Origin of the sequence: Paenibacillus lentus, from assembly GCF_042714055.1 — a bacterium.
Lineage (GTDB): Bacteria > Bacillota > Bacilli > Paenibacillales > Paenibacillaceae > Fontibacillus > Fontibacillus lentus_A.
Map to the genome: position 1 here is coordinate 89,033 of NZ_JBHGVC010000007.1, position 18,913 is coordinate 107,945.

The 18,913-nt window shown below is 47.5% G+C and carries 25 protein-coding genes and 1 riboswitch; of the genes, 14 read left to right on the plus strand and 11 right to left on the minus strand.

Annotated elements, in window-relative coordinates:
• The first annotated feature begins 134 nt into the window (after nt 1-134).
• The 5 genes from ACE3MQ_RS17085 to ACE3MQ_RS17105 all read left to right on the plus strand — a co-directional run bounded on the left by ACE3MQ_RS17085 (nt 135) and on the right by ACE3MQ_RS17105 (nt 5,178).
• Nucleotides 135-851: a Cthe_2314 family HEPN domain-containing protein gene (locus ACE3MQ_RS17085; RefSeq protein ID WP_379394775.1), complete on the plus strand. Its 717-nt coding sequence runs from the start codon at nt 135-137 to the stop codon at nt 849-851.
• 109 nt (nt 852-960) lie between these two features.
• Nucleotides 961-1,117, plus strand: a riboswitch (SAM riboswitch).
• Between the two features lie 144 nt (nt 1,118-1,261).
• Nucleotides 1,262-2,278, plus strand: coding sequence for a methionine ABC transporter ATP-binding protein (locus ACE3MQ_RS17090; protein ID WP_379394777.1), 1,017 nt, complete (start codon nt 1,262-1,264; stop codon nt 2,276-2,278).
• Nucleotides 2,278-2,946, plus strand: coding sequence for a methionine ABC transporter permease (locus tag ACE3MQ_RS17095; protein ID WP_379394779.1), 669 nt, complete (start codon nt 2,278-2,280; stop codon nt 2,944-2,946). Before ACE3MQ_RS17090 ends, ACE3MQ_RS17095 begins: the two co-directional genes overlap by 1 nt.
• A gap of 81 nt (nt 2,947-3,027) precedes the next feature.
• Complete coding sequence (locus ACE3MQ_RS17100; protein WP_379394781.1) at nt 3,028-3,897, plus strand: MetQ/NlpA family ABC transporter substrate-binding protein; 870 nt, start codon at nt 3,028-3,030, stop codon at nt 3,895-3,897.
• 507 nt (nt 3,898-4,404) lie between these two features.
• Nucleotides 4,405-5,178: an SDR family oxidoreductase gene (locus tag ACE3MQ_RS17105; protein ID WP_379394783.1), complete on the plus strand. Its 774-nt coding sequence runs from the start codon at nt 4,405-4,407 to the stop codon at nt 5,176-5,178.
• 148 nt (nt 5,179-5,326) lie between these two features.
• Here ACE3MQ_RS17105 and ACE3MQ_RS17110 read toward each other — a convergent pair whose 3' ends face one another.
• Nucleotides 5,327-5,572: a NifU family protein gene (locus ACE3MQ_RS17110; RefSeq protein ID WP_019635906.1), complete on the minus strand. Its 246-nt coding sequence runs from the start codon at nt 5,570-5,572 to the stop codon at nt 5,327-5,329.
• 80 nt (nt 5,573-5,652) lie between these two features.
• Here ACE3MQ_RS17110 and ACE3MQ_RS17115 point away from each other — a divergent pair, with 80 nt between their 5' ends.
• Nucleotides 5,653-5,895, plus strand: a complete 243-nt coding sequence (locus tag ACE3MQ_RS17115) for a YuzB family protein (RefSeq protein WP_379394786.1) — start codon at nt 5,653-5,655, stop codon at nt 5,893-5,895.
• Between the two features lie 27 nt (nt 5,896-5,922).
• Here ACE3MQ_RS17115 and ACE3MQ_RS17120 read toward each other — a convergent pair whose 3' ends face one another.
• The gene (locus ACE3MQ_RS17120) at nt 5,923-6,984 is read right to left on the minus strand and encodes an NAD(P)/FAD-dependent oxidoreductase (RefSeq protein ID WP_379394788.1); all 1,062 of its coding nucleotides are present in this window, start codon (nt 6,982-6,984) and stop codon (nt 5,923-5,925) included.
• A gap of 72 nt (nt 6,985-7,056) precedes the next feature.
• Nucleotides 7,057-8,184, minus strand: a complete 1,128-nt coding sequence (mqnE, locus tag ACE3MQ_RS17125) for an aminofutalosine synthase MqnE (RefSeq protein WP_379394790.1) — start codon at nt 8,182-8,184, stop codon at nt 7,057-7,059.
• 147 nt (nt 8,185-8,331) lie between these two features.
• Here mqnE and ACE3MQ_RS17130 point away from each other — a divergent pair, with 147 nt between their 5' ends.
• The 3 genes from ACE3MQ_RS17130 (at nt 8,332) to ACE3MQ_RS17140 (ending at nt 9,461) form a co-directional block, all read left to right on the plus strand.
• Nucleotides 8,332-8,688, plus strand: coding sequence for a HesB/IscA family protein (locus ACE3MQ_RS17130; protein ID WP_379394792.1), 357 nt, complete (start codon nt 8,332-8,334; stop codon nt 8,686-8,688).
• Nucleotides 8,689-8,930: 242 nt separating this feature from the next.
• On the plus strand, nt 8,931-9,008 hold the full coding sequence (locus tag ACE3MQ_RS17135; RefSeq protein ID WP_379395112.1) for a type II toxin-antitoxin system HicA family toxin: 78 nt from the start codon (nt 8,931-8,933) through the stop codon (nt 9,006-9,008).
• A 24-nt stretch (nt 9,009-9,032) separates the two neighbouring features.
• Nucleotides 9,033-9,461 (plus strand): type II toxin-antitoxin system HicB family antitoxin, encoded by a 429-nt coding sequence (locus ACE3MQ_RS17140; RefSeq protein WP_379394794.1) that lies wholly within the window; start codon nt 9,033-9,035, stop codon nt 9,459-9,461.
• Between the two features lie 89 nt (nt 9,462-9,550).
• Here the strand turns inward: ACE3MQ_RS17140 and ACE3MQ_RS17145 are convergent, their stop codons facing one another.
• Nucleotides 9,551-10,780, minus strand: a complete 1,230-nt coding sequence (locus ACE3MQ_RS17145; protein ID WP_379394796.1) for an AI-2E family transporter — start codon at nt 10,778-10,780, stop codon at nt 9,551-9,553.
• Between the two features lie 156 nt (nt 10,781-10,936).
• Nucleotides 10,937-11,158, minus strand: a complete 222-nt coding sequence (locus tag ACE3MQ_RS17150) for a hypothetical protein (protein WP_379394798.1) — start codon at nt 11,156-11,158, stop codon at nt 10,937-10,939.
• 195 nt (nt 11,159-11,353) lie between these two features.
• On the opposite strand from ACE3MQ_RS17150, the gene ACE3MQ_RS17155 reads away from it, so the two are divergent.
• Together ACE3MQ_RS17155 and sda are read left to right on the plus strand one after the other, a co-directional pair.
• A complete protein-coding gene (locus tag ACE3MQ_RS17155) occupies nt 11,354-12,016 on the plus strand; it encodes a YheC/YheD family protein (protein WP_379394800.1) in 663 nt (220 codons plus the stop codon).
• Between the two features lie 284 nt (nt 12,017-12,300).
• Nucleotides 12,301-12,441, plus strand: coding sequence for a sporulation histidine kinase inhibitor Sda (sda, locus tag ACE3MQ_RS17160; RefSeq protein ID WP_379394802.1), 141 nt, complete (start codon nt 12,301-12,303; stop codon nt 12,439-12,441).
• 31 nt (nt 12,442-12,472) lie between these two features.
• On the opposite strand, the gene ACE3MQ_RS17165 is transcribed toward sda, so the two are convergent.
• Entirely contained in the window at nt 12,473-12,721 is a 249-nt protein-coding gene (locus ACE3MQ_RS17165; RefSeq protein WP_379394804.1) for a hypothetical protein, read from the minus strand.
• A gap of 70 nt (nt 12,722-12,791) precedes the next feature.
• Complete coding sequence (locus tag ACE3MQ_RS17170) at nt 12,792-13,793, minus strand: NAD(P)/FAD-dependent oxidoreductase (RefSeq protein WP_379394806.1); 1,002 nt, start codon at nt 13,791-13,793, stop codon at nt 12,792-12,794.
• A gap of 428 nt (nt 13,794-14,221) precedes the next feature.
• Here ACE3MQ_RS17170 and ACE3MQ_RS17175 point away from each other — a divergent pair, with 428 nt between their 5' ends.
• Entirely contained in the window at nt 14,222-15,415 is a 1,194-nt protein-coding gene (locus ACE3MQ_RS17175; RefSeq protein ID WP_379394808.1) for an NAD(P)/FAD-dependent oxidoreductase, read from the plus strand.
• Between the two features lies 1 nt (nt 15,416).
• Nucleotides 15,417-15,659 carry a hypothetical protein gene (locus ACE3MQ_RS17180; RefSeq protein ID WP_110931485.1) on the plus strand — a complete coding sequence of 81 codons (243 nt, stop codon included), beginning with the start codon at nt 15,417-15,419 and terminating at the stop codon, nt 15,657-15,659.
• 70 nt (nt 15,660-15,729) lie between these two features.
• On the opposite strand, the gene hemQ is transcribed toward ACE3MQ_RS17180, so the two are convergent.
• A complete protein-coding gene (gene hemQ, locus ACE3MQ_RS17185) occupies nt 15,730-16,476 on the minus strand; it encodes a hydrogen peroxide-dependent heme synthase (RefSeq protein WP_379394810.1) in 747 nt (248 codons plus the stop codon).
• Nucleotides 16,477-16,682: 206 nt separating this feature from the next.
• Between hemQ and ACE3MQ_RS17190 the strand changes: the two genes are divergently transcribed.
• The gene (locus tag ACE3MQ_RS17190) at nt 16,683-16,976 is read left to right on the plus strand and encodes a YuiB family protein (RefSeq protein WP_379394812.1); all 294 of its coding nucleotides are present in this window, start codon (nt 16,683-16,685) and stop codon (nt 16,974-16,976) included.
• A 61-nt stretch (nt 16,977-17,037) separates the two neighbouring features.
• On the opposite strand, the gene ACE3MQ_RS17195 is transcribed toward ACE3MQ_RS17190, so the two are convergent.
• The 3 genes from ACE3MQ_RS17195 to sipW all read right to left on the minus strand — a co-directional run bounded on the left by ACE3MQ_RS17195 (nt 17,038) and on the right by sipW (nt 18,907).
• Complete coding sequence (locus ACE3MQ_RS17195) at nt 17,038-17,388, minus strand: helix-turn-helix domain-containing protein (protein WP_379394814.1); 351 nt, start codon at nt 17,386-17,388, stop codon at nt 17,038-17,040.
• A gap of 196 nt (nt 17,389-17,584) precedes the next feature.
• A complete protein-coding gene (locus ACE3MQ_RS17200; protein ID WP_379394816.1) occupies nt 17,585-18,178 on the minus strand; it encodes a TasA family protein in 594 nt (197 codons plus the stop codon).
• 99 nt (nt 18,179-18,277) lie between these two features.
• Nucleotides 18,278-18,907 (minus strand): signal peptidase I SipW, encoded by a 630-nt coding sequence (gene sipW, locus ACE3MQ_RS17205; protein WP_379394818.1) that lies wholly within the window; start codon nt 18,905-18,907, stop codon nt 18,278-18,280.
• Nucleotides 18,908-18,913: the final 6 nt, after the last annotated feature.

Below are 18,913 nucleotides of genomic sequence, written 5' to 3' on the forward strand. Positions count from 1 at the left end.
AATTGCTGGAATGTTATTACGAGATCGGTTGACAGCTATACGGCATGCGCAGCTTGTGTCCGGAGGGCTTATGAATCGTTCCAAACTGTGTCACAATAAGAGCTGTAACAACATCCGGGAAGCGAGGAATAGATATGCTGCGTGCCCTACTTGGCGAACCTCCCAGACAGAATGAAGGAATACTGGCGGACGCGATGGACGCCATGTTTAAGACGGTTAAGCTGTTGCACAAAGAAATGGAACAGCATCAAGATCCCTCGCATGATTTCCGCAAACTGGAAATATGGATTTATGGCTTGATTTCTTCTCTTGATGAGCTGGAGCAGTGCAAATATGCAGCAAACTTTTTTCGGCGCAAGGTCACCCATGATTACTTAGAGGATATGTCTTCCGCAGAAAAAATCGATTATGCCCGGTACGTCTATTTTTACAAAGATGGATTCATTCGCGTGTTCTCTATATTGGACAAGCTGGGAACGGTGCTTAACGAGCTGTTCGAGCTGAATACGTCAAAGGTAAAGGCGCATTTTTCCTATTTCACGGTGCTGCGCCAGTTTCGATACTTGAAGGTGCATCTGGAGCTCGCGGATCAACTGTTCGCCATTAAGGACAAGCACAAAGAGTCAATGAGCATTCTGCGACGCCGTCGCAATACGGAGATCCACTATATGAATGCGGAGATGCAGGATGATTTATGGCAGCGGCATCAGGGGCTGGACGGAAAGGTCGAGCTCGAAGACCTCGACAGGTATCTTCAGGATTTGGAGCACGGTTATTTGATGGTGTGCGAGTCTCTTCATACAGTGTTTGCCTACACGAACCAAAGATGGAAAAAAGTTAAACAGAGTTAGCGCATAGATATAAAGCATTTTCCTTTGACAAACGAGAGGAAAGAATCTATACTCTATTTCTAGAACAGTTTCAGAAAGATTCTTGCGGGTCTTTCATTAATTTCATATTTTCTTATCAAGAGAGGCGGAGGGAAAGGCCCGATGAAGCCCAGCAACCGATTTGTAGAGAACTGCAGCGTGGATAGCTGCATCTTTTAGCAAATGTCATGGTGCTAATTCCTTCAAGATCGCATAACGTAAGATGGCGCGGTTTTGGTAGATGAGAAGGCATTGTCTTTACGTAAAGAGAGCCCTCTGAATCTGCAGGGCTCTTTATTTATTATAAGCTCCTGATCAATTGTTTGGATGGTCTGAACAAGCATTTGATAGAATAGGTCGCGGCGATATCATGATAACGGGAGGACACTAGCTTGATTGAACTCAAACAGCTCACTAAAACTTATGGCAACAAGAAAAAAGCGACGACCGCTTTGTCCGGGCTGAACCTTTCCGTGAAAAAAGGAGAGGTATTCGGCGTTATCGGCCATTCGGGCGCCGGCAAGAGTACGCTGATCCGCTGCATTAATTTGCTGGAGCGGCCCACGGAAGGGGAAGTGTGGGTCGGCGGTGTGGAGCTGACCAGGCTGAAGCGGCAAGAGCTGCAGCAGCAGCGCCGCAAGATCGGCATGATTTTTCAGCATTTCAATCTGCTGTCCTCCGCCAACGTATACGATAATATCGCTTTTCCTTTAACGCTGATGGGCGTTCCGAAAAAACAAATAGCGGCTAAAGTGAACGAACTGCTCGCGCTCGTCGGCTTGACCGAGCACCAGAAGAAATATCCTGCCCAGCTGTCCGGGGGACAGAAGCAAAGAGTGGGGATCGCCCGGGCGCTTGCGAGTGACCCTGACGTGCTGCTATGCGACGAAGCGACCTCAGCCCTTGATCCGCAGACGACGGATTCGATTCTGAACCTGCTGCTGGAGATCAACCGCAAGTTCAATCTGACGATCCTGCTGATCACCCACGAGATGCATGTCATCCAGCGCATCTGCGACCGCGTCGCGGTCATTCATCAGGGCGGCATCGTGGAGCAGGGGCCGGTTGCGGAAGTGTTCCTGAAGCCGAAGCATGCGGTCACGCGCGAATTTATCAGCCGAGAGCATGCCGGAGATGAAGGCTTTAAGCAGGCCACATCGGTACCGCTGCCCGCATGGGCGCGGCTGGTCAAAATTACGTTCCTGGGCGCAAAAACATATGAATCCGTGCTCTCTCAAGTCGTCAGGGAGACGGAGGTTAATTTTGCCATACTGCAAGGCACGATTTCAACGATTAAGGATGTCCCTTACGGTCAGCTCACGGTTTCCTTCGAAGGGGACAGCGCCAAGGTGGATGAGACGCTGAAGCTGCTGCGGGAGCGCGATCTTGATGTGGAGGTGATCGGGTAATGTCGGAAATGGATTTCTCCAAGGTGAACTGGGATGAAATGCGCATCGCAACGGGAGATACGCTGCTTATGATGGGCTATGCGACCTTGTTTACATTCCTGATAGGCCTGCCGCTCGGGATTCTGTTGTACAGCTTCTCGCGGTCAAACCACTGGTTTATAGGATTGATCTATAGAATTCTGTCGCTTATCGTCAATATTCTTCGGTCGGTGCCGTTTGTCATCCTGATCGTAGCGCTCATCCCGTTGACCCGGGCCATCGTCGGAGTGTCGATGGGCGTTCAGGGGACGATCCCGCCTCTCGTGATCGGAGCTGCTCCGTTCTTTGCGCGTCTCGTCGAGACGGCGCTGCGTGAGGTCGATCGCGGCGTCATCGAGGCTTCCCAAGCCATGGGAGCTTCTCCGCTGCAGGTGATTCGGAAGGTACTGCTGCCCGAAGCGCTGCCTGGCCTTATCGCGGGGATGACGATTACGGCAGTCACGCTCGTCTCCTATACAGCTATGTCGGGTATGGTTGGGGGCGGCGGACTCGGCGACCTGGCGATCAGGTACGGTTATTATCGTTACCAGATGGAAGTCATGATTGTTTCGGTTGTCTTTATGGTCATTCTCGTGCAGCTGCTGCAAATGATCGGCGACCGCTTCGTTATTTATTTTACGCGGAAATAAGGAATTACTATATATATAAAGTGCAGCTAGTTTAAGCACATCCTTATTCAAAAAACATATTCATTAGGAGGGCATACTGTTATGAAAAAATGGACATTATCTTTCTTGACGTTAGCGCTAGTTCTGGTGCTCGCCGCTTGCGGAAGCAATGCCAAGAACAATGGCAACGGGGCATCGGAGGCACCGCAAAACAATGCTGGCAACGCTGATCAAGCAGCACCGGCACCGGAGGATTCGGTTAAGCTGGTCGTAGGCGCTACTGTACCACATGCCGATATCTTGAAGTTTATCGCTCCACAGCTGAAGGAAGAAGGAGTATTGCTGGAAGTCAAAGAATTCACAGATTATGTTCAACCGAACATTCAGGTATTCGAGAAGCAGCTGGATGCAAACTATTTCCAGCACCAGCCGTATCTTGATGATCAGAACGAAAAGAACAAAATGGATCTTCTTTCCGTTGTAGGCGTTCATGTTGAGCCATTTGGCGCTTACTCCAAAAAGTATACTTCCGCGGATGAAATTGCCGACGGCGCAAAAGTAGCTATTCCAAATGATGCTACCAACGGTGGACGCGCGCTCCTGCTGCTTGAGAAGCAAGGTCTGATCAAGCTGAAGGAAGGCGTAGGCATTGCGGCAACGAAAGCCGACATTATCGAGAATCCTAAAAATCTCGATATCAAAGAGCTGGATGCTGCTATGCTTCCTCGTCAATTGGATGAGGTAGATTTTGCTCTGATCAATACGAACTATGCAATCGAAGCTGGCTTGAATCCAATCAATGACTCCCTGTTCATTGAGGACAAAGAATCTCCTTACACGAACCTGCTGGTAGCTCGTCCGGACAATAAGGATTCCGATGCGATTCAGAAGCTGGCTAAGGCTCTTACTTCCGATGAAGTAAGAAAATTCATTGAAGAGACGTACGAGGGTGCATTGGTTCCTGTATTCTAATTGTATTTCAGTTGCTAAATCATAGTTTAATGTTAAGTCCCGCAGACCCTTTTGGGTTTGCGGGTTTTTTTGTTACGATATCAGAAAGTATAAACTTCATATGATCCGGCATCCAGTTCAATAAGATAAATGGATTTTTGGTATTTAAAATACGAAATCTGGCGTAAGTGTACATTTTAACTGGATTTCGTATCATTAAAATGAAGTTTAAAGCAGGATGAGGCGAATCAAGTTTTTTAAATACAGGGTATCCATCTAATTCCTTGAGTATGATCCAATGCGCTAAAATAAATACAGAAAATCCAACTAAATCGGATTCCTTCCTTTCCATTGCTCAAAGAGGCTGAGTTAGCTCGATAAAGGATGCTGTTAGAAGCCTTTGTTTTCCTTTTTTTAATTATTAATTGGAGTTTGTACTGTTATAGCCCGTGGTGTTGTGGTTTGTGGGAATGCTTCAAATCTTTTATACTTAATATATGTGTATGTAGGATGAGGAGGAGAAGGACATTGAAGGGAAAAGTCGCCCTGATTACCGGAAGCGCCAAAGGACTCGGCAGAAAGACGGCGCTGACGCTTGCGGAACAAGGATGTCATATCGCACTGAACTATGTACATAGCGAAGCCGAGGCACTTGCTCTGAAGCTGCAAATTGAGCAGCTAGGCGTTTCTTGCATCGCGGTAAAAGCGGATATTTCACAGCGTGGGGAGATTGCAGCCTTGGCCAATGAAGTCGTGGCTAAACTGGGGACTGTCGATATTCTCGTCAACAATGCCGGTCCATTCATTCGGGAACGGCGCTTGTTCGCGGATTACAGCCAGACGGAAATATTGTCGATGATCGAGGGGAATCTGGTCGGCACGATGCTGCTTGATCATTACGTACTGCAGGGAATGCGGGAAAAAGGCTGGGGACGCATCATTCACTTTGGTTTCGGACATGCGGCGGAGTCCAGAGCCTGGCCGCATCGCGCGGTATATGCCGCAGCCAAGACGGGGCTCGTCTCCTTCACGAAGACGCTTGCCGTAGAGGAGGCGCCGTATGGAATTACCGTGAATATGGTCTGTCCGGGCGACATTCGAGGAAATAACAAGGAGATGTCGATTGAGGAAGCACGCCGATTGCCGGATGGAGAGACCCCGCTGGGACGTCCGGGCAGCGGCGAGGATATTTCCAGAGTGATCGCATTTTTATGTCATCAGGATTCCGATTTCATTACGGGCAACATTATGGATATTTCCGGCGGACTGGATCCGATCCGGCCGTGGATTAAACCGTCTTGATCGTATAACCATACAAAAAAAGAAGACTCGGCCAATCCGGTGAACGGAGGAGCCGAGTTTCCTAATATTATAGAATGATATGACGTCAGCCGAGGCTGACCATTCCATAATCTAATTTCGAGTTTTGTATCTGAAGGAGTTATTTACGTTAGAATACTTGGACGACCTCTTGTACGCCTTCCACTTCTTCAAACAGCGCGCGCTCGATACCCGCTTTGAGGGTGATGGTGGAGCTTGGGCAGCTGCCGCATGCGCCTACCAGCTTCAATTTAACGATGCCATCCTCAACATCGACGAGTTCAACGTCACCACCGTCGCGTTGCAGGAAGGGGCGAAGCTTATCCAGAACTTCCAATACTTCATCATACAATTTATCTTGTACATGTTCGCTCATTGTTTTCAACTCCTTTCCTTTATATATTATAGTACAAATAAGCTTAAAATTAAATGGTTCGAAAATGGGGGATGCACAGGTTGAAAGTCATTGTTGAATTTTGCGCGAATAATGCCCACTTCGGAACAGATGAAGTGATGAAAAAGCTGGAGCAGCATCCGGACTGCGAGGTTTACGAATATGGCTGCCTTACCGGATGCGGCATGTGCTATATGACACCTTATGCGTTAGTTGACGGAGAGACCGTAGAGGGTGAGACCGCCGATGAGTTGTATGATGTAATTATTCGTATTATTAATCAAATGAGATCGGACAATACCTGAATAGGTTTACCAAACCGCCTGTTTGGACTAACCGATATGATGCCTGGACAGCCAGAGTACTCCGCTCTTAAGAATGCGAGGCACCCGGCCGGTAACCTGTGCTTTGCCCATCAGACCGAAGCCGGCTTTTTTGCCTAATGAGCCTAGGGTACCTTTGAGCTTCAACCGCTGGAGCTTCGGCTCCTCCCCGCGCCATAATGCGGAGGCAATCTGGGCAATCTGCTGGCCCTGACCCTCGGCTGCTTGAGCGCTCGGCGCAAAAGGGAGACTGGCGCAATCACCGCATACGAATACCTCGGGATGCTCTGGAATCTGATAATATTCATTCAGCAGAACCCGCCCTTGGCGATCCTTCTCGACCTCTAAGTCCCTTACAAGAGCAGGAGGCTGAATGCCTGCCGTCCAAATCGTCACATCGGAGGCTATCTCACCGCCTGCATGATGGATAACTCCCTTCTCCAGCATGGTAGTGGATATGTTCGACAGGGTCTCAACTTCATGATCTTCAAACCATTTTGTGACATAGCCTGATACTTTGGGCGGAAAAGCCGACAGCACCCGCGAACCGCGATCGATGATGCAGATGTTGAGATCGGGGCGGCTTTCTCTTAGCTCGGCAGCAATTTCTACCCCGCTGAGCCCTCCGCCTACAACGCTCACCTTGCCGTAAGGCTTGACATTGTTAAGCTGCAGGTAGGCTTCGCGCACGGCGGAAAACGATTGAATGCCAAAGGAATGCTCCCAAGCGCCGGGAATGCCATGATAATTATCGGTACAGCCTAAAGCGATAACGAGCTGATCGTATTCCAGCGAATCACCCTGCTCGAAGTGGATTATGCGGCTGCCCAAATCAATGGAGCTAACCTCTCCGTACTTCATCCGCAACCCAGAATAGCTTGGAAACGGCACGCGCAGCTCATAATCGGAGGCTGTTCCTGCAGCTAACGCATAATACTCCGTCTTCAAGCTTTGAAAGGGCATCCGATCCACTAAAACCACTTGCACGTCCGTTGGAATAAATCCTTTGAACAGTTCGTGGATAACGGCGGTTCCGCCATAGCCTCCACCAAGAATGACGAATTGTTTCATCTTCTCATCGATATCCTTTCTAACCGGGGCTTCCAAGCTGTCGCTGCGGTGTGTCATGAAGCCCAGAAGGCTTTATTCGTAGATTTTAATTTCGTTATAGAAGGTGTCCCGTTCTACCGGGATACGCCCAGCGCCTTGAATTAGCCAGATAAGCTCTTTGCGGGTTAATCCTTCCGGTGTCAGCGCACCTGCGGCGTGGCTAATCCGTTCTTTAATAATCGTTCCATGCACGTCCGAAGCTCCAAAAGTCAGTGCGACCTGAGTCAACTGCACGCCGATATTTATAAAATAAGCTTTAATGTGCTGGATGTTATCGAGCATCAGTCTGCTAATCGCAATCGTCTTAAGATCCTCATAGGCCGAATTGCGGCGGGTGATGCTGGCATTCTTATTCCGGGGCTGCATAGATAGCGGGATGAACACCATAAATCCGTTTGTTTCGTCCTGAAGATCGCGAATTTGCAGCATATGGCGAATGCGATCCTCGTGGGATTCGATAGCACCATACAGCATTGTCGTGTGAGTCTTCATCCCCAGCTGATGAGCTGTCCGGTGAACATCGAGATATTGATCAACATTCGCTTTGTCGACCTTCATTTTTTGCCGGTATTGGTCGGACAAAATTTCCGCTCCGCCGCCTGTTAAGGATTGCAGTCCTGCCTTTTGAAGCTCAATCAGCACATCCCGCGTACTCAAGCCGCTGATACGGGTGAAAAATTCAATTTCCGCTGCGGTATAGGCTTTAAGCGTTACCTCAGGGAAACGGTCATTCAGGGCCTTGAGCGAGTCTACGTAATATTGGAAAGGCACATGGTTGTTATGGCCGCCGACGATATGGAACTCACGAATACCCGGATGGATATGCTGCTCTACATAAGCGACCATCTCTTCTCCGCTCAATGTGTATGAGCCCTCTTCGCCCTGATCCTTGCGGAAGTTACAAAATGCGCAGTAGGATTCGCATACGTTTGTAAAATATAAACTCATATTTTCGATGAAATAGACTTTATGGCCATTCTTCTTGAGATTGACCTCGTTTGCTAACTGACCAATGGTCAACAAATCATCGCTTTCATATAAATATACCCCATCCTCCAGCGAAAGACGCTCTCCTTGCCGGACTTTTGCGACGATGTCCGCCATTTTGCTGTCGATATTCGGGCTGATTGCAATAGACAATGTTAAAACCTCCGTTTCCATAAGCTGATCCCGGGTATGTACCACCTTTCCTATTATAAACTTCCAAATGTAAGTGGGCAACAAATTGTAATAAAAATCACATATCTTGAGAGGGACGGCGATGTGGAGTATACTTTAATAAAGTAAGGATAAGGAGTGTGAAGACAAATGATTAACATTTCAGATAGCGCAATGGCTCGCATTAAGCAGATGCTGGAGCAGGAAGAGACGCCGGATATGTTCCTTCGTCTTGGAGTGAATGAGGGCGGATGCAGCGGTTTTTCATATGGGATGGGTCTGGACGATCAGGAGAGCGAGGAAGATGTGCATATGGAAATTGGCGGCCTCAAGATCGTGGTGGATAAGGACAGCATCCGCTACCTGAACGGTCTGGAGATCGACTATAAGGAATCCGGCATGAGCGGCGGCTTCACGATCCATAATCCGAATGCGATTGCTTCCTGCGGCTGTGGCCAGTCGTTCCGCATGCGTAACGAAGAGGGTCGGCCGGAAGTGTGCGATTGATTGCTTAATCGGATGATAACATGAAGACGAGCGGAAATGATTCCGCTCGTTTTTTTATAATGATGATGTTAGTGTATTTATACGTGTAAATACACGTGTTATTGTTGAGAGGCAGGATGGTGAGATGATGAAAGGATATTCTTCAAGGGAATTGATTAAGCTTATTGAAGCTGATGGCTGGTACTATCTAAGGTCTACTGGTGATCTATTATCAATTTAAACATCCTGTGAAGCCTGGTAAGGTGACCATTCCTCACCCTAATAAAGATTTACCTAAAAAGACAATTGCTAGCATTATTAAGCAGGCTGGATTAAAATGAAGCCTTGTTTATGGAGGTTGACATATGAGTATAAAGGTAAGAGATCGTTATGTTTTTCCAGCCATATTTGATTATGCAGATGATGGGATATCTGTTTGCTTTCCGGATTTGCCTGGTGCAATTACATGTGGAGATAATGATGAAGAAGCGCTATATATGGCCAAGGATTGCCTTGCTCTACATTTATATGGTATGGAGGAAGATGGGGATGACATCCCAGAAGCGTCACGTGCAGCCGAGATCATAACCGAACCGGGTCAAGTTGTCGTACTGATTGACATATGGATGCCACCTATTCGTGATAACATGGCGGAACGTGCCGTTAAGAAAACATTAACAATTCCGAAATGGCTTGATGACATGGCAGCAGAGAATAAAGTTAACTATTCTCATATTTTGCAAAATGCCTTGAAGGATTATCTTGGCGTCAGTGATCGGAAGAGGCCGCGATAGGTTCATACAAAACATTAGCAAACAAGCCGCTATTCCTTGGAGGAAGGCGGCTTCTTTGCTATTTTTTATGAACCAACAATCATCTCGGGTCATTCACGCTCTGGCTTATCCTTGCTGTGAGGCTCAGGAGCGCCTACCGTTACGGTTACCTCCAAATCGGATGAATCCGGGATGGCAGCGGGATCTTCCTCTTCGTACAGCTTGGAGCGCTCCTCGAACCACTGGAAGAGGTGGGTGCAGATGACCTTAAGTACGGCATAGCCCGGAACGGCAAGGATGACGCCAAGCACGCCAAACAAGTTCCCGGACGTCAGGATGACGAAGATAATAGTAATCGGATGAATGCGCAGGGTTTTACCCATAATTTGCGGGGAAATGAATTTCCCTTCAACGAGCTGGACTACGGTCCAGACGATAATCAGCTTCAGAAGCATGAACGGCGAAGTGACGATGGCAATAATCAAGGCAGGCGTAATCGCGATCGCCGGTCCCAAATAAGGAACGATGCTGGTAAAGGCCGCGATGATGGCCAGTACCAGGGAGTAATCGAGTCCGATAATCAGGAAGCCGAAGTACAGCAGCACCCCAATACAGAAGCTGACGATGATCTGCCCGCGGATATAAGAACTGATTTGTCCATTAGCTTCGGTCATCACGCGGTGCGTTTGCTCGCGCAGCTTAACCGGAACGAAACGGAGGATATACTGAGGCAGCTTCTTTCCGTCCTTCAGCAGATAAAACAGGATAAACGGTACGGTAACTACCGTAAGCACGACATCGACGACTGCGCCTAAAAACCCGCCGATACTGCTGAAAGCATTTTGCAGAATGGATGATGCCCGCTCAGACAGCGTTTGAGCCAGATCAGTCAGATTGAAGCCGGTGGATTCCTGGAATTGATGGTAGAAATCACTGCCGATGAGGGCCTCGAACTGGAGCTGGACTTCATAGCTGTATTTCGGGAAGTTTTGAATAAGTCCTGTCACTTGCTCTTGAACGAGCGGGATGACAGAGATGATGATAATCGTAACGATCCCGATAATGAACAAATAGAGAGCGGCAATTGTATAGGCGCGCGGTATTTTTTTGCGCTCCAGCCAATTTACCAGCGGGTTCAACAAATAAAATATAGCACCCGTCAGAAGAATGGGAACCAGCACCGTCTTAAGCAGCACGATCAGGGGCTTGAATACGAACGATATTTTTGTCAGCACGAAAATATTCAAACCAATCAGCAGCAGCACGAGCAAAAACAGCACAAAACGATTGTTAATGAAAAATTTCTTGAAGCGGTTATTCCAAGTTTGCGAACTACTCATGTAAAACCTGTCCCCCCTGTCAGCGACCTAGTTGTTTCTATTATTAATAATACGTATGAATAGAATTTAGTTTCAGCAAATTACAAAAAAAAGATTCATACCTCGCTTCGAATGAGCAAATGGGGTATGAATCTTCCAGTGCGCTGGCTCTCCATTTTAGAAAAACTGCCTCTGCAACATGAGTACAATCATTACGGTAGCGATGATCGAGAACAATATGGAGCCGCTTCCCAGTACTTTACGCGAATTTTTAATAAATTTGATGCCTATGGCGAACACGGCAACGGTAATTGCAATGAGGACGAGAGACATGGCAATCATAGCAACCCAGTACAATACCTCAAATAATGATGCGGTAAAAGAGTGGTCTGTATCCAAAATATGATCCTCCTTTTCTCTTTCCGGGATTAGGCGCTTTACCAAATTACTATACGTCAAAATGCTGATTTTGCAAAGAAAAACGACTCTTCTAAAACAGGCGTACGCTGTCGGACAATCATACAAGAACAAGAGCCTTGTCCTGAGTATGTATATACTAGAACGTCATATAAACGCCAGAAAGGGGAGAGTGTCATGGCGGGAAGACAGTTAGCCAACAAGTGGCTGAAAACAGAAGCTCTTCTAGGTAACGCCGAGGTAGCCGTTCACGTGCCACAGACTCGGAAATACAACGCGGAAGCTCTGAAAGGCGTATTGCATCAGTTTGGAATGGCCGTTATTAAACCCGTTTGCGGTGGAGGCGGATATGGAGTTATAAAGGTAACCTATGCAGGCGGGAATTATGGGTTCACCTATATGTCTCGCAGTCGGTCATTTGGAAGCTTCGATGCAATGTTTCAAGCGTTAAATAGAACGAAGGTCGGCCGAAAATATATTATTCAGCAGGGCATTCATTTAGCGAGCATTGGAGGAAGACCGATCGATTATCGCGTGAAGGTTGCCAAGCATAACGGAAAATGGGTATATCGCTCCATGCTGGGCCGGCTGGCCCGTCCGGGCCTGTTCGTTACGAATCTGTGCAGGGGCGGGTCTCAGCTTAGCGCAGGAGAGGGACTGAGACGCTCTTTGAGCAAAGTGTCGATCCGCAAAAAACGGGGAGAGATGCGAACGCTGACGAATAAATGCATTGCCATCATGGAATCGGCTTTTCCTGGCGTTGGAGAGCTGGGCTTTGACTATGGCATTGATACTAGCGGCAAGATTTGGATTTTTGAAGTGAATACTCGTCCGCAATAACCTTGATCATCGCTGTTTATATGAATGGCATCTAGTATAAATTAATAGAATGTTTATTCACAATTAAAAAAATTTTTGTTGGAAAAGGGAGGCTGTGCAACCTGTGAATAACTTTTGTCCACATTACCCCAATATATATTTCAACTGTTTTAGACAATTACCCACATGTTATTCACAGGATTTCCACAGCCGTTTGTGGATAACAAGAACGCTTGTTCCACTTCTGATTTCTTGATATGATCTAACTATAACATTAGGAAAAAAATAGAAAGGATGTGTTACCAATGGCGATGTTAACAGACGAAATGCTGCTCGAATCCTATCAAATGGCGACAGAATTGCAACTAGACATGGAGTTCATTGCTCTTCTGTTGGCAGAAATCCATAAGCGTAACCTGGATATAAATTTATCTATCTTACATTAATCCCTTTAATCTATGGCCGTTCATATACAATCTAAGGTGCTGGCCATGCGTTCACATGATAAATATAAGCTTCATGGCAGTGCGGACACTGCACGACATGCTCGCAGCCCGATGGATGAAGCGCGGATATCGCCGAGGTATACTGATCGGCTGAACCGTAGGGGCTGTAAGGGCCCGCATAATCCTGCTTCCTTCCGGCATGCTCTAGGGTGCTGCCGCAGTCAGGGCAGGCTGCTGTTAATGGAGCTAATCCGTTACATAACGGGCATATAAATGTCAAAGGGTATCCCTCCTTTACGGCATGATGCATCCGTATAGGTAAGATACCCTTTTTGACAGTTGTTATGAATCTACAGTTTTAAGTTGCTGCTGTGACCTGGGGATAACTTCGCTTCCGGGTCGACGTATACTTTCGCATTATTCACAGCCGTTGGCGCTTCGCCAAATCCAACAGCTATCAAATCCAGCTTACCGGGATATGTCGTAATGTCTCCTGCGGCAAAGATGCCAGGAATCGAACTTTCCATTCGAGAATCGACAACAATGGAGTTAGACTCGATTTCGAGGCCCCATTCGGCTATCGGGCCAAGGGCGGATACGAACCCGAAGTTAACGACGACATCATCCACTTCGATTTCCTGAGTCTCTTTCGTCTTCGTATGGGCAAGCGTTACGCGCTCAATGTGGTCGTCTCCGTGAAGGGCGATGATTTCGGTCGGCGTAATGACCCGGACGTTGGAGTTCATTAAATTCTCAACGCTATGTTCATGCGCCCGGAATTTATCGCGGCGATGGATGAGCGTAACCTGCTCGGCGATCGGCTCGAGCATCAGCGCCCAGTCTACGGCAGAGTCTCCGCCGCCGCTGATCAGTACCTTGCGTCCGCGGAATTGATTCAAGTCGCTGACGAAGTAGTGCAGATTGGTTTTCTCGAAGCGAGGGGCTTCCTCAAGCTCTAGGCGCCGCGGCTGGAATGCGCCGACTCCTGCCGTAATGATGATGGCACGTGCGTAATGAACATCTTTATCCGTAGTTACTACGAAGTGGCGTTCTTCCTTTTTCTCAATACGCAGCACCTTCTCCTCAAGACGGACATCCGGATTGAACAGCTTTAATTGTTCATTCAGATTATGAACAAGCTCTTGGCCCGTAATCTTAGGAAAACCAGCAATATCGTAAATGTATTTCTCAGGGTAGAGGGCGGCTATTTGTCCCCCTAGCTGAGGCATACTTTCGACAAGTTTGACGGATGCTTTTCTCATACCGCCGTAGAAGGCGGCAAACATGCCTGCCGGACCTCCCCCAATGATAAGTAGGTCGGTAAATTCGCTCCCGGAATTAAAGGATGACACGGGCAAACACCTCCAGATTGTATTCGAAATTTCATAATGTCATTTCTACTTTATTATAAGCGTCCACCTTACACTTGCAAAGTGAACGGGCGATGGCAGTTTTTTCACCGCATTTTGTGACTAAAAACCCGCTGAATCCGCGTAAAATAAGACTTGATCTTTTATAAAAAACTCGATATCATTCAAATTGTGTGCGCACATAATTGTGACGAAAAAGGTAACTATTATGAATAGGAACACATTTTTTTTGATAAAACTGTTATAAAGGTTTAGAATTGATGTGACAAATGTCGCAATATCTCGTCGCGCATCATTTATGGATAATTACCAGAGACTATTTTTTTATGTGTTAATTTTCACATTTCCACATTTCAGTTTTTGGTTTTATTTAAAATATAGAGTGTCCATATTGGAAGGAGAACAAACCCATGAGTACCATACCCAAAATCGTCATTCTTGGAGCAGGCTATGGCGGAATTTTGACGGCACAGCGTTTGCAGAAAGAATTAAATTACAACGAAGCAGACGTTACCCTGGTGAATCGTCATGATTATCATTATTTCACGACTCATCTGCACATGCCAGCGGCTGGAACAGATTCGATCGAGAATACACGCGTACCGATCTCTAAGCTGATCGATGAATTCAAAATCGATTTGGTGAAATCGAATGTCCAGGAAATTCGCATTGCGGACAAGAAGGTCGTGCTTCAAGACGGAACATTGTCTTATGATTACCTTATTATCGCGCTTGGCGGAGAGCCTGAATCCTTCGGAATTCCAGGACTCGGCGAGTATGCGATGACGATCCGCAGCATTAACTCGGTTCGTCTGATCCGCCAGCATATCGAATATCAATTCGCCTTGTACAAAACCGACGAAAGCCGCACGGATCGCCTTAATTTCGTGGTAGGCGGCGCCGGCTTCAGCGGTATCGAATTCGTGGCCGAATTGGCCGACCGTATTCCGGAATTATGCAAAGCTTACGATGTAGATCCCAACCTGGTGAATGTGTATAATGTCGAAGCAGCTCCGACCGCACTTCCTGGTTTTGACCCTGAGCTGGTTGAATATGCTATGGATGTGCTTCGTAAGAAGGGCGTGCAGTTCAAAATCGGCGTTGCGATCAAAGAGTGTACTCCAGAAGGGGTTGTCCTTGCTACAGGGGAAGAAATCAAAGCAGCGACCGTAGTATGGACAGGCGGGATTCGCGGTAATCGCCTTATCGAGGCTGCCGGCTTTGAAACAGCTCGCGGGCGGGTTAAAATCGACGAATACCTGCGTGCGCCGGAGCACGACAACGTATTTATTATCGGGGACAATTCCTTGATGTTTAACCCAGAGGGCCGTCCTTATCCGCCAACGGCTCAAATTGCGATGCAGCAGGGCGTTATCTGTGCACAGAACGTCGTCGCTTCCATCCGGGGCAAAGAGCTGAAGAAATTTGTATTCAGCAACAAAGGTACAGTTGCCTCTCTTGGTAAAGGCGAAGCTGTTGCTTCCGCATTCGGCAAGAAATATAAAGGCTGGGTGGCTGCTCAATTGAAGAAGCTGGTGGACATGCGCTATCTGTTCATTATCGGCGGCATTCCACTCGTCTTGAAAAAAGGCAGATTCCTGTAAAATGCGCCATTGCAGTGTTCAGGTACGAGGTTTGCTTACGCGGGATGAGCTTGACAGGTACAATGCCTTGATGGAAGTCGGCTCTTATTTGGAGTCGCAGCAAAAGTACGATCTGGCTTATCATGTACAGAAGGAAGTCGATATTCTCATTCTACCAGCGATCGAAAGATTGAAGGAGAAGGGGAGAGCCCGAGACCGTGCGACGGCGGAGTTTCTAGAATCGCTGCGGGACGAAGAGGAATAATATTTTTAAAATAACAGGGGTGTTCCAGTATGATTCTGGAACACCCCTTATTGTATACCGTGGAATTAAGTTATAGCTTGAGCATTTCTTCAAAAAGCTGCTCATTCAGCAAATTGCCGACGTAGAAGGAGCCGAACTCGCCGTAACGGGCACTGACTTCATCAAAGCGCATTTCATAAACGAGCTTCTTGAATTGCAGAGCATCGTCCGAGAAGAGGGTAACGCCCCATTCCCAGTCATCCAGGCCGACGGAGCCCGTAATAATCTGCTTCACTTTGCCGGCGTAGCTGCGGCCGATCAGGCCGTGGCTGCGCATCATGGCACGGCGATCATCCATGGAGAGCATGTACCAGTTATCGTTCAGATCGCGCTTCTTGTTCATCGGGTAGAAGCAGATGTATTTCGATTTTGGCAAAATCGGCTGCAGTCTGGCCATGACCTCTGGATTTGCTTTAGGGTCGCCGCCTCCAGAAGCTAAGTAGTTGCTGAGCTCGACGACACTGACGTAAGAATAAGATTTCGTGGTGTATTGCGCGAAAGTTGTTTTGTTGAAGGCATTTTCGAGAGCGTTAAGCTCTTCCAGCGTTTCGCGCAGGTGCATGAATACAAAGTCGGCTTTCTGGCCTACGACGGAATATACCGCAGTGCTTCCATTCTTGGACTCTTCCACGCTGTTCCATTCCTGCAAAAAGGCGTGAAGCTCCTCTAGGGCACCAGCACGTTCCTCATCATCGGCGGCTTTCCAAGCCGTCCAGTTGATGGAGCGGAAATCATGCAGGGCATACCAGCCCTCCAGGGTTAATGCTGCTTCATTCATTTATGATCACTCCTATTGTTTCCTATAATTACTAGAGAGAATACGCTGCCCCTATTGTATCCTATGGCACGCAAGTGGGCAAATCGGTTCACAATCTATTCACGGAAAGTTCGTTGCTTCGCAACATTTTTTCTAGTAAACTTACTACTAGTGCTGAAAGATGTGATCTAGCTTATAGAGCTTGTTGAAGAAGGGTTGGGGAAGCAATGGGTTGGCTAGTCGTGCTGATATTGATGGTTCTATTCTTTGTTATGATGTTCGGTATCGGATTTATTCTTAATATGCTGATGAAAACAACATGGTTTCCGGCCTATGTTTTTATTATTGTCATTTTGCCAATTGTTGTATACTCGCTGTGGAACCATGAGCAGAGCTTTTGGACGTATGTAGCCTCGTATCGCCTCGTCGATTATTTGACGGCCGTAGCCGGGTTGCTAGGAGCCATCTTAAGCGGATGGACGATCCGAAAGCTGCGCCAGGGCGGATACAAGATGTTCTAATCACTTTAAATTATTATCGCAGCATAGTAAGCCCCGGGCATTGCCCGGGGCTTGTTATGTTCTATGTGGATTGGTCGCCATTGCTTTGCTTCAGCTTCCATTTTTGGAATTCCAGAAAGCTTTTGAACTCCTGCTTGCTGATCCCTGAATTCATGGCTTCCTGCACAAGGAGGGACCATTCCGGATCCAGCAGATGCTCGGCGGGCCGATCTCCATACAGCAGCATGGGGATCGTTACATTCAAGGCGTCAGCGATTTTCTCGATGAACTGAATGGAAGGGTTGCTCTGTATGTTTCGCTCGACGTTGCTCAAATAGGATTTAGCGACATCCGCTTTGCTGGCAAGCTCGGATAAAGACAAATCTTGATCCAGGCGGAACTTTTGAATGCGCTCTCCAATGTGGTCTGGCATATGGACGACGCCTCTCTATCATATTTGAAGATATAGGTGAAGTGCGTATCAAGAACCGGGGCGACACCATTCTTTAGGACATTATAGCAGAATATGCAGCATTCGACAAAAGAGGACGAAACGCAAGCTGACGGCAAACGGCAGACACCTCAATCCATGAAAGGCGGATTAAGGTGTCCTGAGACGGCATGGAGGGTTACTTGGCAGCGCCAGCTCCTTGCCTTGCTTCAAAGCTCCATTTCAATTGCAGGGCATCTCCCTGAAACTGGTTCTGATCCTCGTCGTTGTCCACGAATTCGAATCTGACAATGAGATTGTCCGAGGTTCCGGCCTTGAGTCCGCCCCGCTCCTCGAACCATTCCTGCCATTTATTCTCTACGGCGTCCGGGGCCAGGGATTGCAGATCGTAAAGGGTCGTCTCGTAGATAACATCTTCCTGTTTATCGAGGTTTGTCAGAAAACTTACTTTGATATGTTTTCCGAAGTCATCCGTGTTATCGGGTGCCCCTGCTTTGTTATTGACGCTATAGCTCGTATGCAGGAACACTTTTTCAATATCCAGCGTGCCATTATTTAATAGCTTGAAAGTCCGGATTCCATAATCGCCGGGCTTGATATTATCGAGATTAATGATTGCAGTCGGCTCAGCGTTCAAATCGAGCGTTCCTGCGGCGAAGGTGCCTGTTGTTTCGACTGAATCGCTAAAATAAGCGAACGTCCCTCCACCGATCAATGCTAGCCCCAATGCGGCCGTAACGACGCCCAGACTTAATGTTTTCTTTATTCCCATAATCAAACTCCTCCTTAATGATGGATTGATATATTGCGACCTTATGGTAGGCATAAGGACAACAATCTCGTGGAAGATGAATATTATTAAAGAAAAGCGCTATGCGGATGTAGACGAATTGGAGCTAGGATCCGGATTCGAACCTGAATCTGAATTTGTATGGATTGGGATGCTAGGCTGCTGTTCCAGTCTGGAGATTACCTTCCATAAGGAGAAAACTCCATACAGGAAGAGGAGCAGTCCTGGGACGATAAGGAGGACGATGCTGCCGGTTTTGGTGCCCGCAAAGCTTAGAAAGTACCCGGCATAGGGGATTGTGAATCCGGTATAAACCCCGACAATATGGTTGGGGCTAACGAGAGCGCTGTCCGGAGCATGGTTGTTATCGCCTTGCGTGCGGTACAGGGGCGTATCGCCTGCCTCGTTGTTTCTGACTTCGATAATCCGGTGGGTAATTAATCGCTGCTCATCGGCCCGGAATGTAATAATATCGCCGACCTCGAAGCGGTTCATATCAGCTGCAGCTTCCCGGGGGGAGATGGCTATGACCGAGCCTGTTTGAATCGTCGGCTCCATCGACCCGGATAATACGGTTTTGAGCTTATATCCATAGAAGCTGGGCTCACCTCCGGTTATTTTTGACATGAGAATGGAGCCGATAACAGCGATGCACACCAACACGAGCACGTAATAAATCGTTTGAATCGCTAATTTCGATAGCAGCCTCATTGCTAT

Excerpts from the sequence above, each read along its gene's own strand:
- ACE3MQ_RS17190 (WP_379394812.1), top strand. The coding sequence starts at position 16,683 with ATGGGTTGGCTAGTCGTGCTGATATTGATGGTTCTATTCTTTGTTATG.
- ACE3MQ_RS17100 (WP_379394781.1), top strand. The coding sequence starts at position 3,028 with ATGAAAAAATGGACATTATCTTTCTTGACGTTAGCGCTAGTTCTGGTG.
- ACE3MQ_RS17085 (WP_379394775.1), top strand. The coding sequence starts at position 135 with ATGCTGCGTGCCCTACTTGGCGAACCTCCCAGACAGAATGAAGGAATA.
- sda (WP_379394802.1), top strand. The coding sequence starts at position 12,301 with ATGGCGATGTTAACAGACGAAATGCTGCTCGAATCCTATCAAATGGCG.
- mqnE (WP_379394790.1), bottom strand. The coding sequence starts at position 8,184 with ATGGAAACGGAGGTTTTAACATTGTCTATTGCAATCAGCCCGAATATC.
- ACE3MQ_RS17110 (WP_019635906.1), bottom strand. The coding sequence starts at position 5,572 with ATGAGCGAACATGTACAAGATAAATTGTATGATGAAGTATTGGAAGTT.
- ACE3MQ_RS17120 (WP_379394788.1), bottom strand. The coding sequence starts at position 6,984 with ATGAAACAATTCGTCATTCTTGGTGGAGGCTATGGCGGAACCGCCGTT.
- ACE3MQ_RS17130 (WP_379394792.1), top strand. The coding sequence starts at position 8,332 with ATGATTAACATTTCAGATAGCGCAATGGCTCGCATTAAGCAGATGCTG.
- ACE3MQ_RS17195 (WP_379394814.1), bottom strand. The coding sequence starts at position 17,388 with ATGCCAGACCACATTGGAGAGCGCATTCAAAAGTTCCGCCTGGATCAA.
- sipW (WP_379394818.1), bottom strand. The coding sequence starts at position 18,907 with ATGAGGCTGCTATCGAAATTAGCGATTCAAACGATTTATTACGTGCTC.
- ACE3MQ_RS17140 (WP_379394794.1), top strand. The coding sequence starts at position 9,033 with ATGAGTATAAAGGTAAGAGATCGTTATGTTTTTCCAGCCATATTTGAT.
- ACE3MQ_RS17155 (WP_379394800.1), top strand. The coding sequence starts at position 11,354 with ATGGCGGGAAGACAGTTAGCCAACAAGTGGCTGAAAACAGAAGCTCTT.
- ACE3MQ_RS17095 (WP_379394779.1), top strand. The coding sequence starts at position 2,278 with ATGTCGGAAATGGATTTCTCCAAGGTGAACTGGGATGAAATGCGCATC.
- ACE3MQ_RS17180 (WP_110931485.1), top strand. The coding sequence starts at position 15,417 with ATGCGCCATTGCAGTGTTCAGGTACGAGGTTTGCTTACGCGGGATGAG.
- ACE3MQ_RS17200 (WP_379394816.1), bottom strand. The coding sequence starts at position 18,178 with ATGGGAATAAAGAAAACATTAAGTCTGGGCGTCGTTACGGCCGCATTG.
- ACE3MQ_RS17175 (WP_379394808.1), top strand. The coding sequence starts at position 14,222 with ATGAGTACCATACCCAAAATCGTCATTCTTGGAGCAGGCTATGGCGGA.
- ACE3MQ_RS17145 (WP_379394796.1), bottom strand. The coding sequence starts at position 10,780 with ATGAGTAGTTCGCAAACTTGGAATAACCGCTTCAAGAAATTTTTCATT.
- hemQ (WP_379394810.1), bottom strand. The coding sequence starts at position 16,476 with ATGAATGAAGCAGCATTAACCCTGGAGGGCTGGTATGCCCTGCATGAT.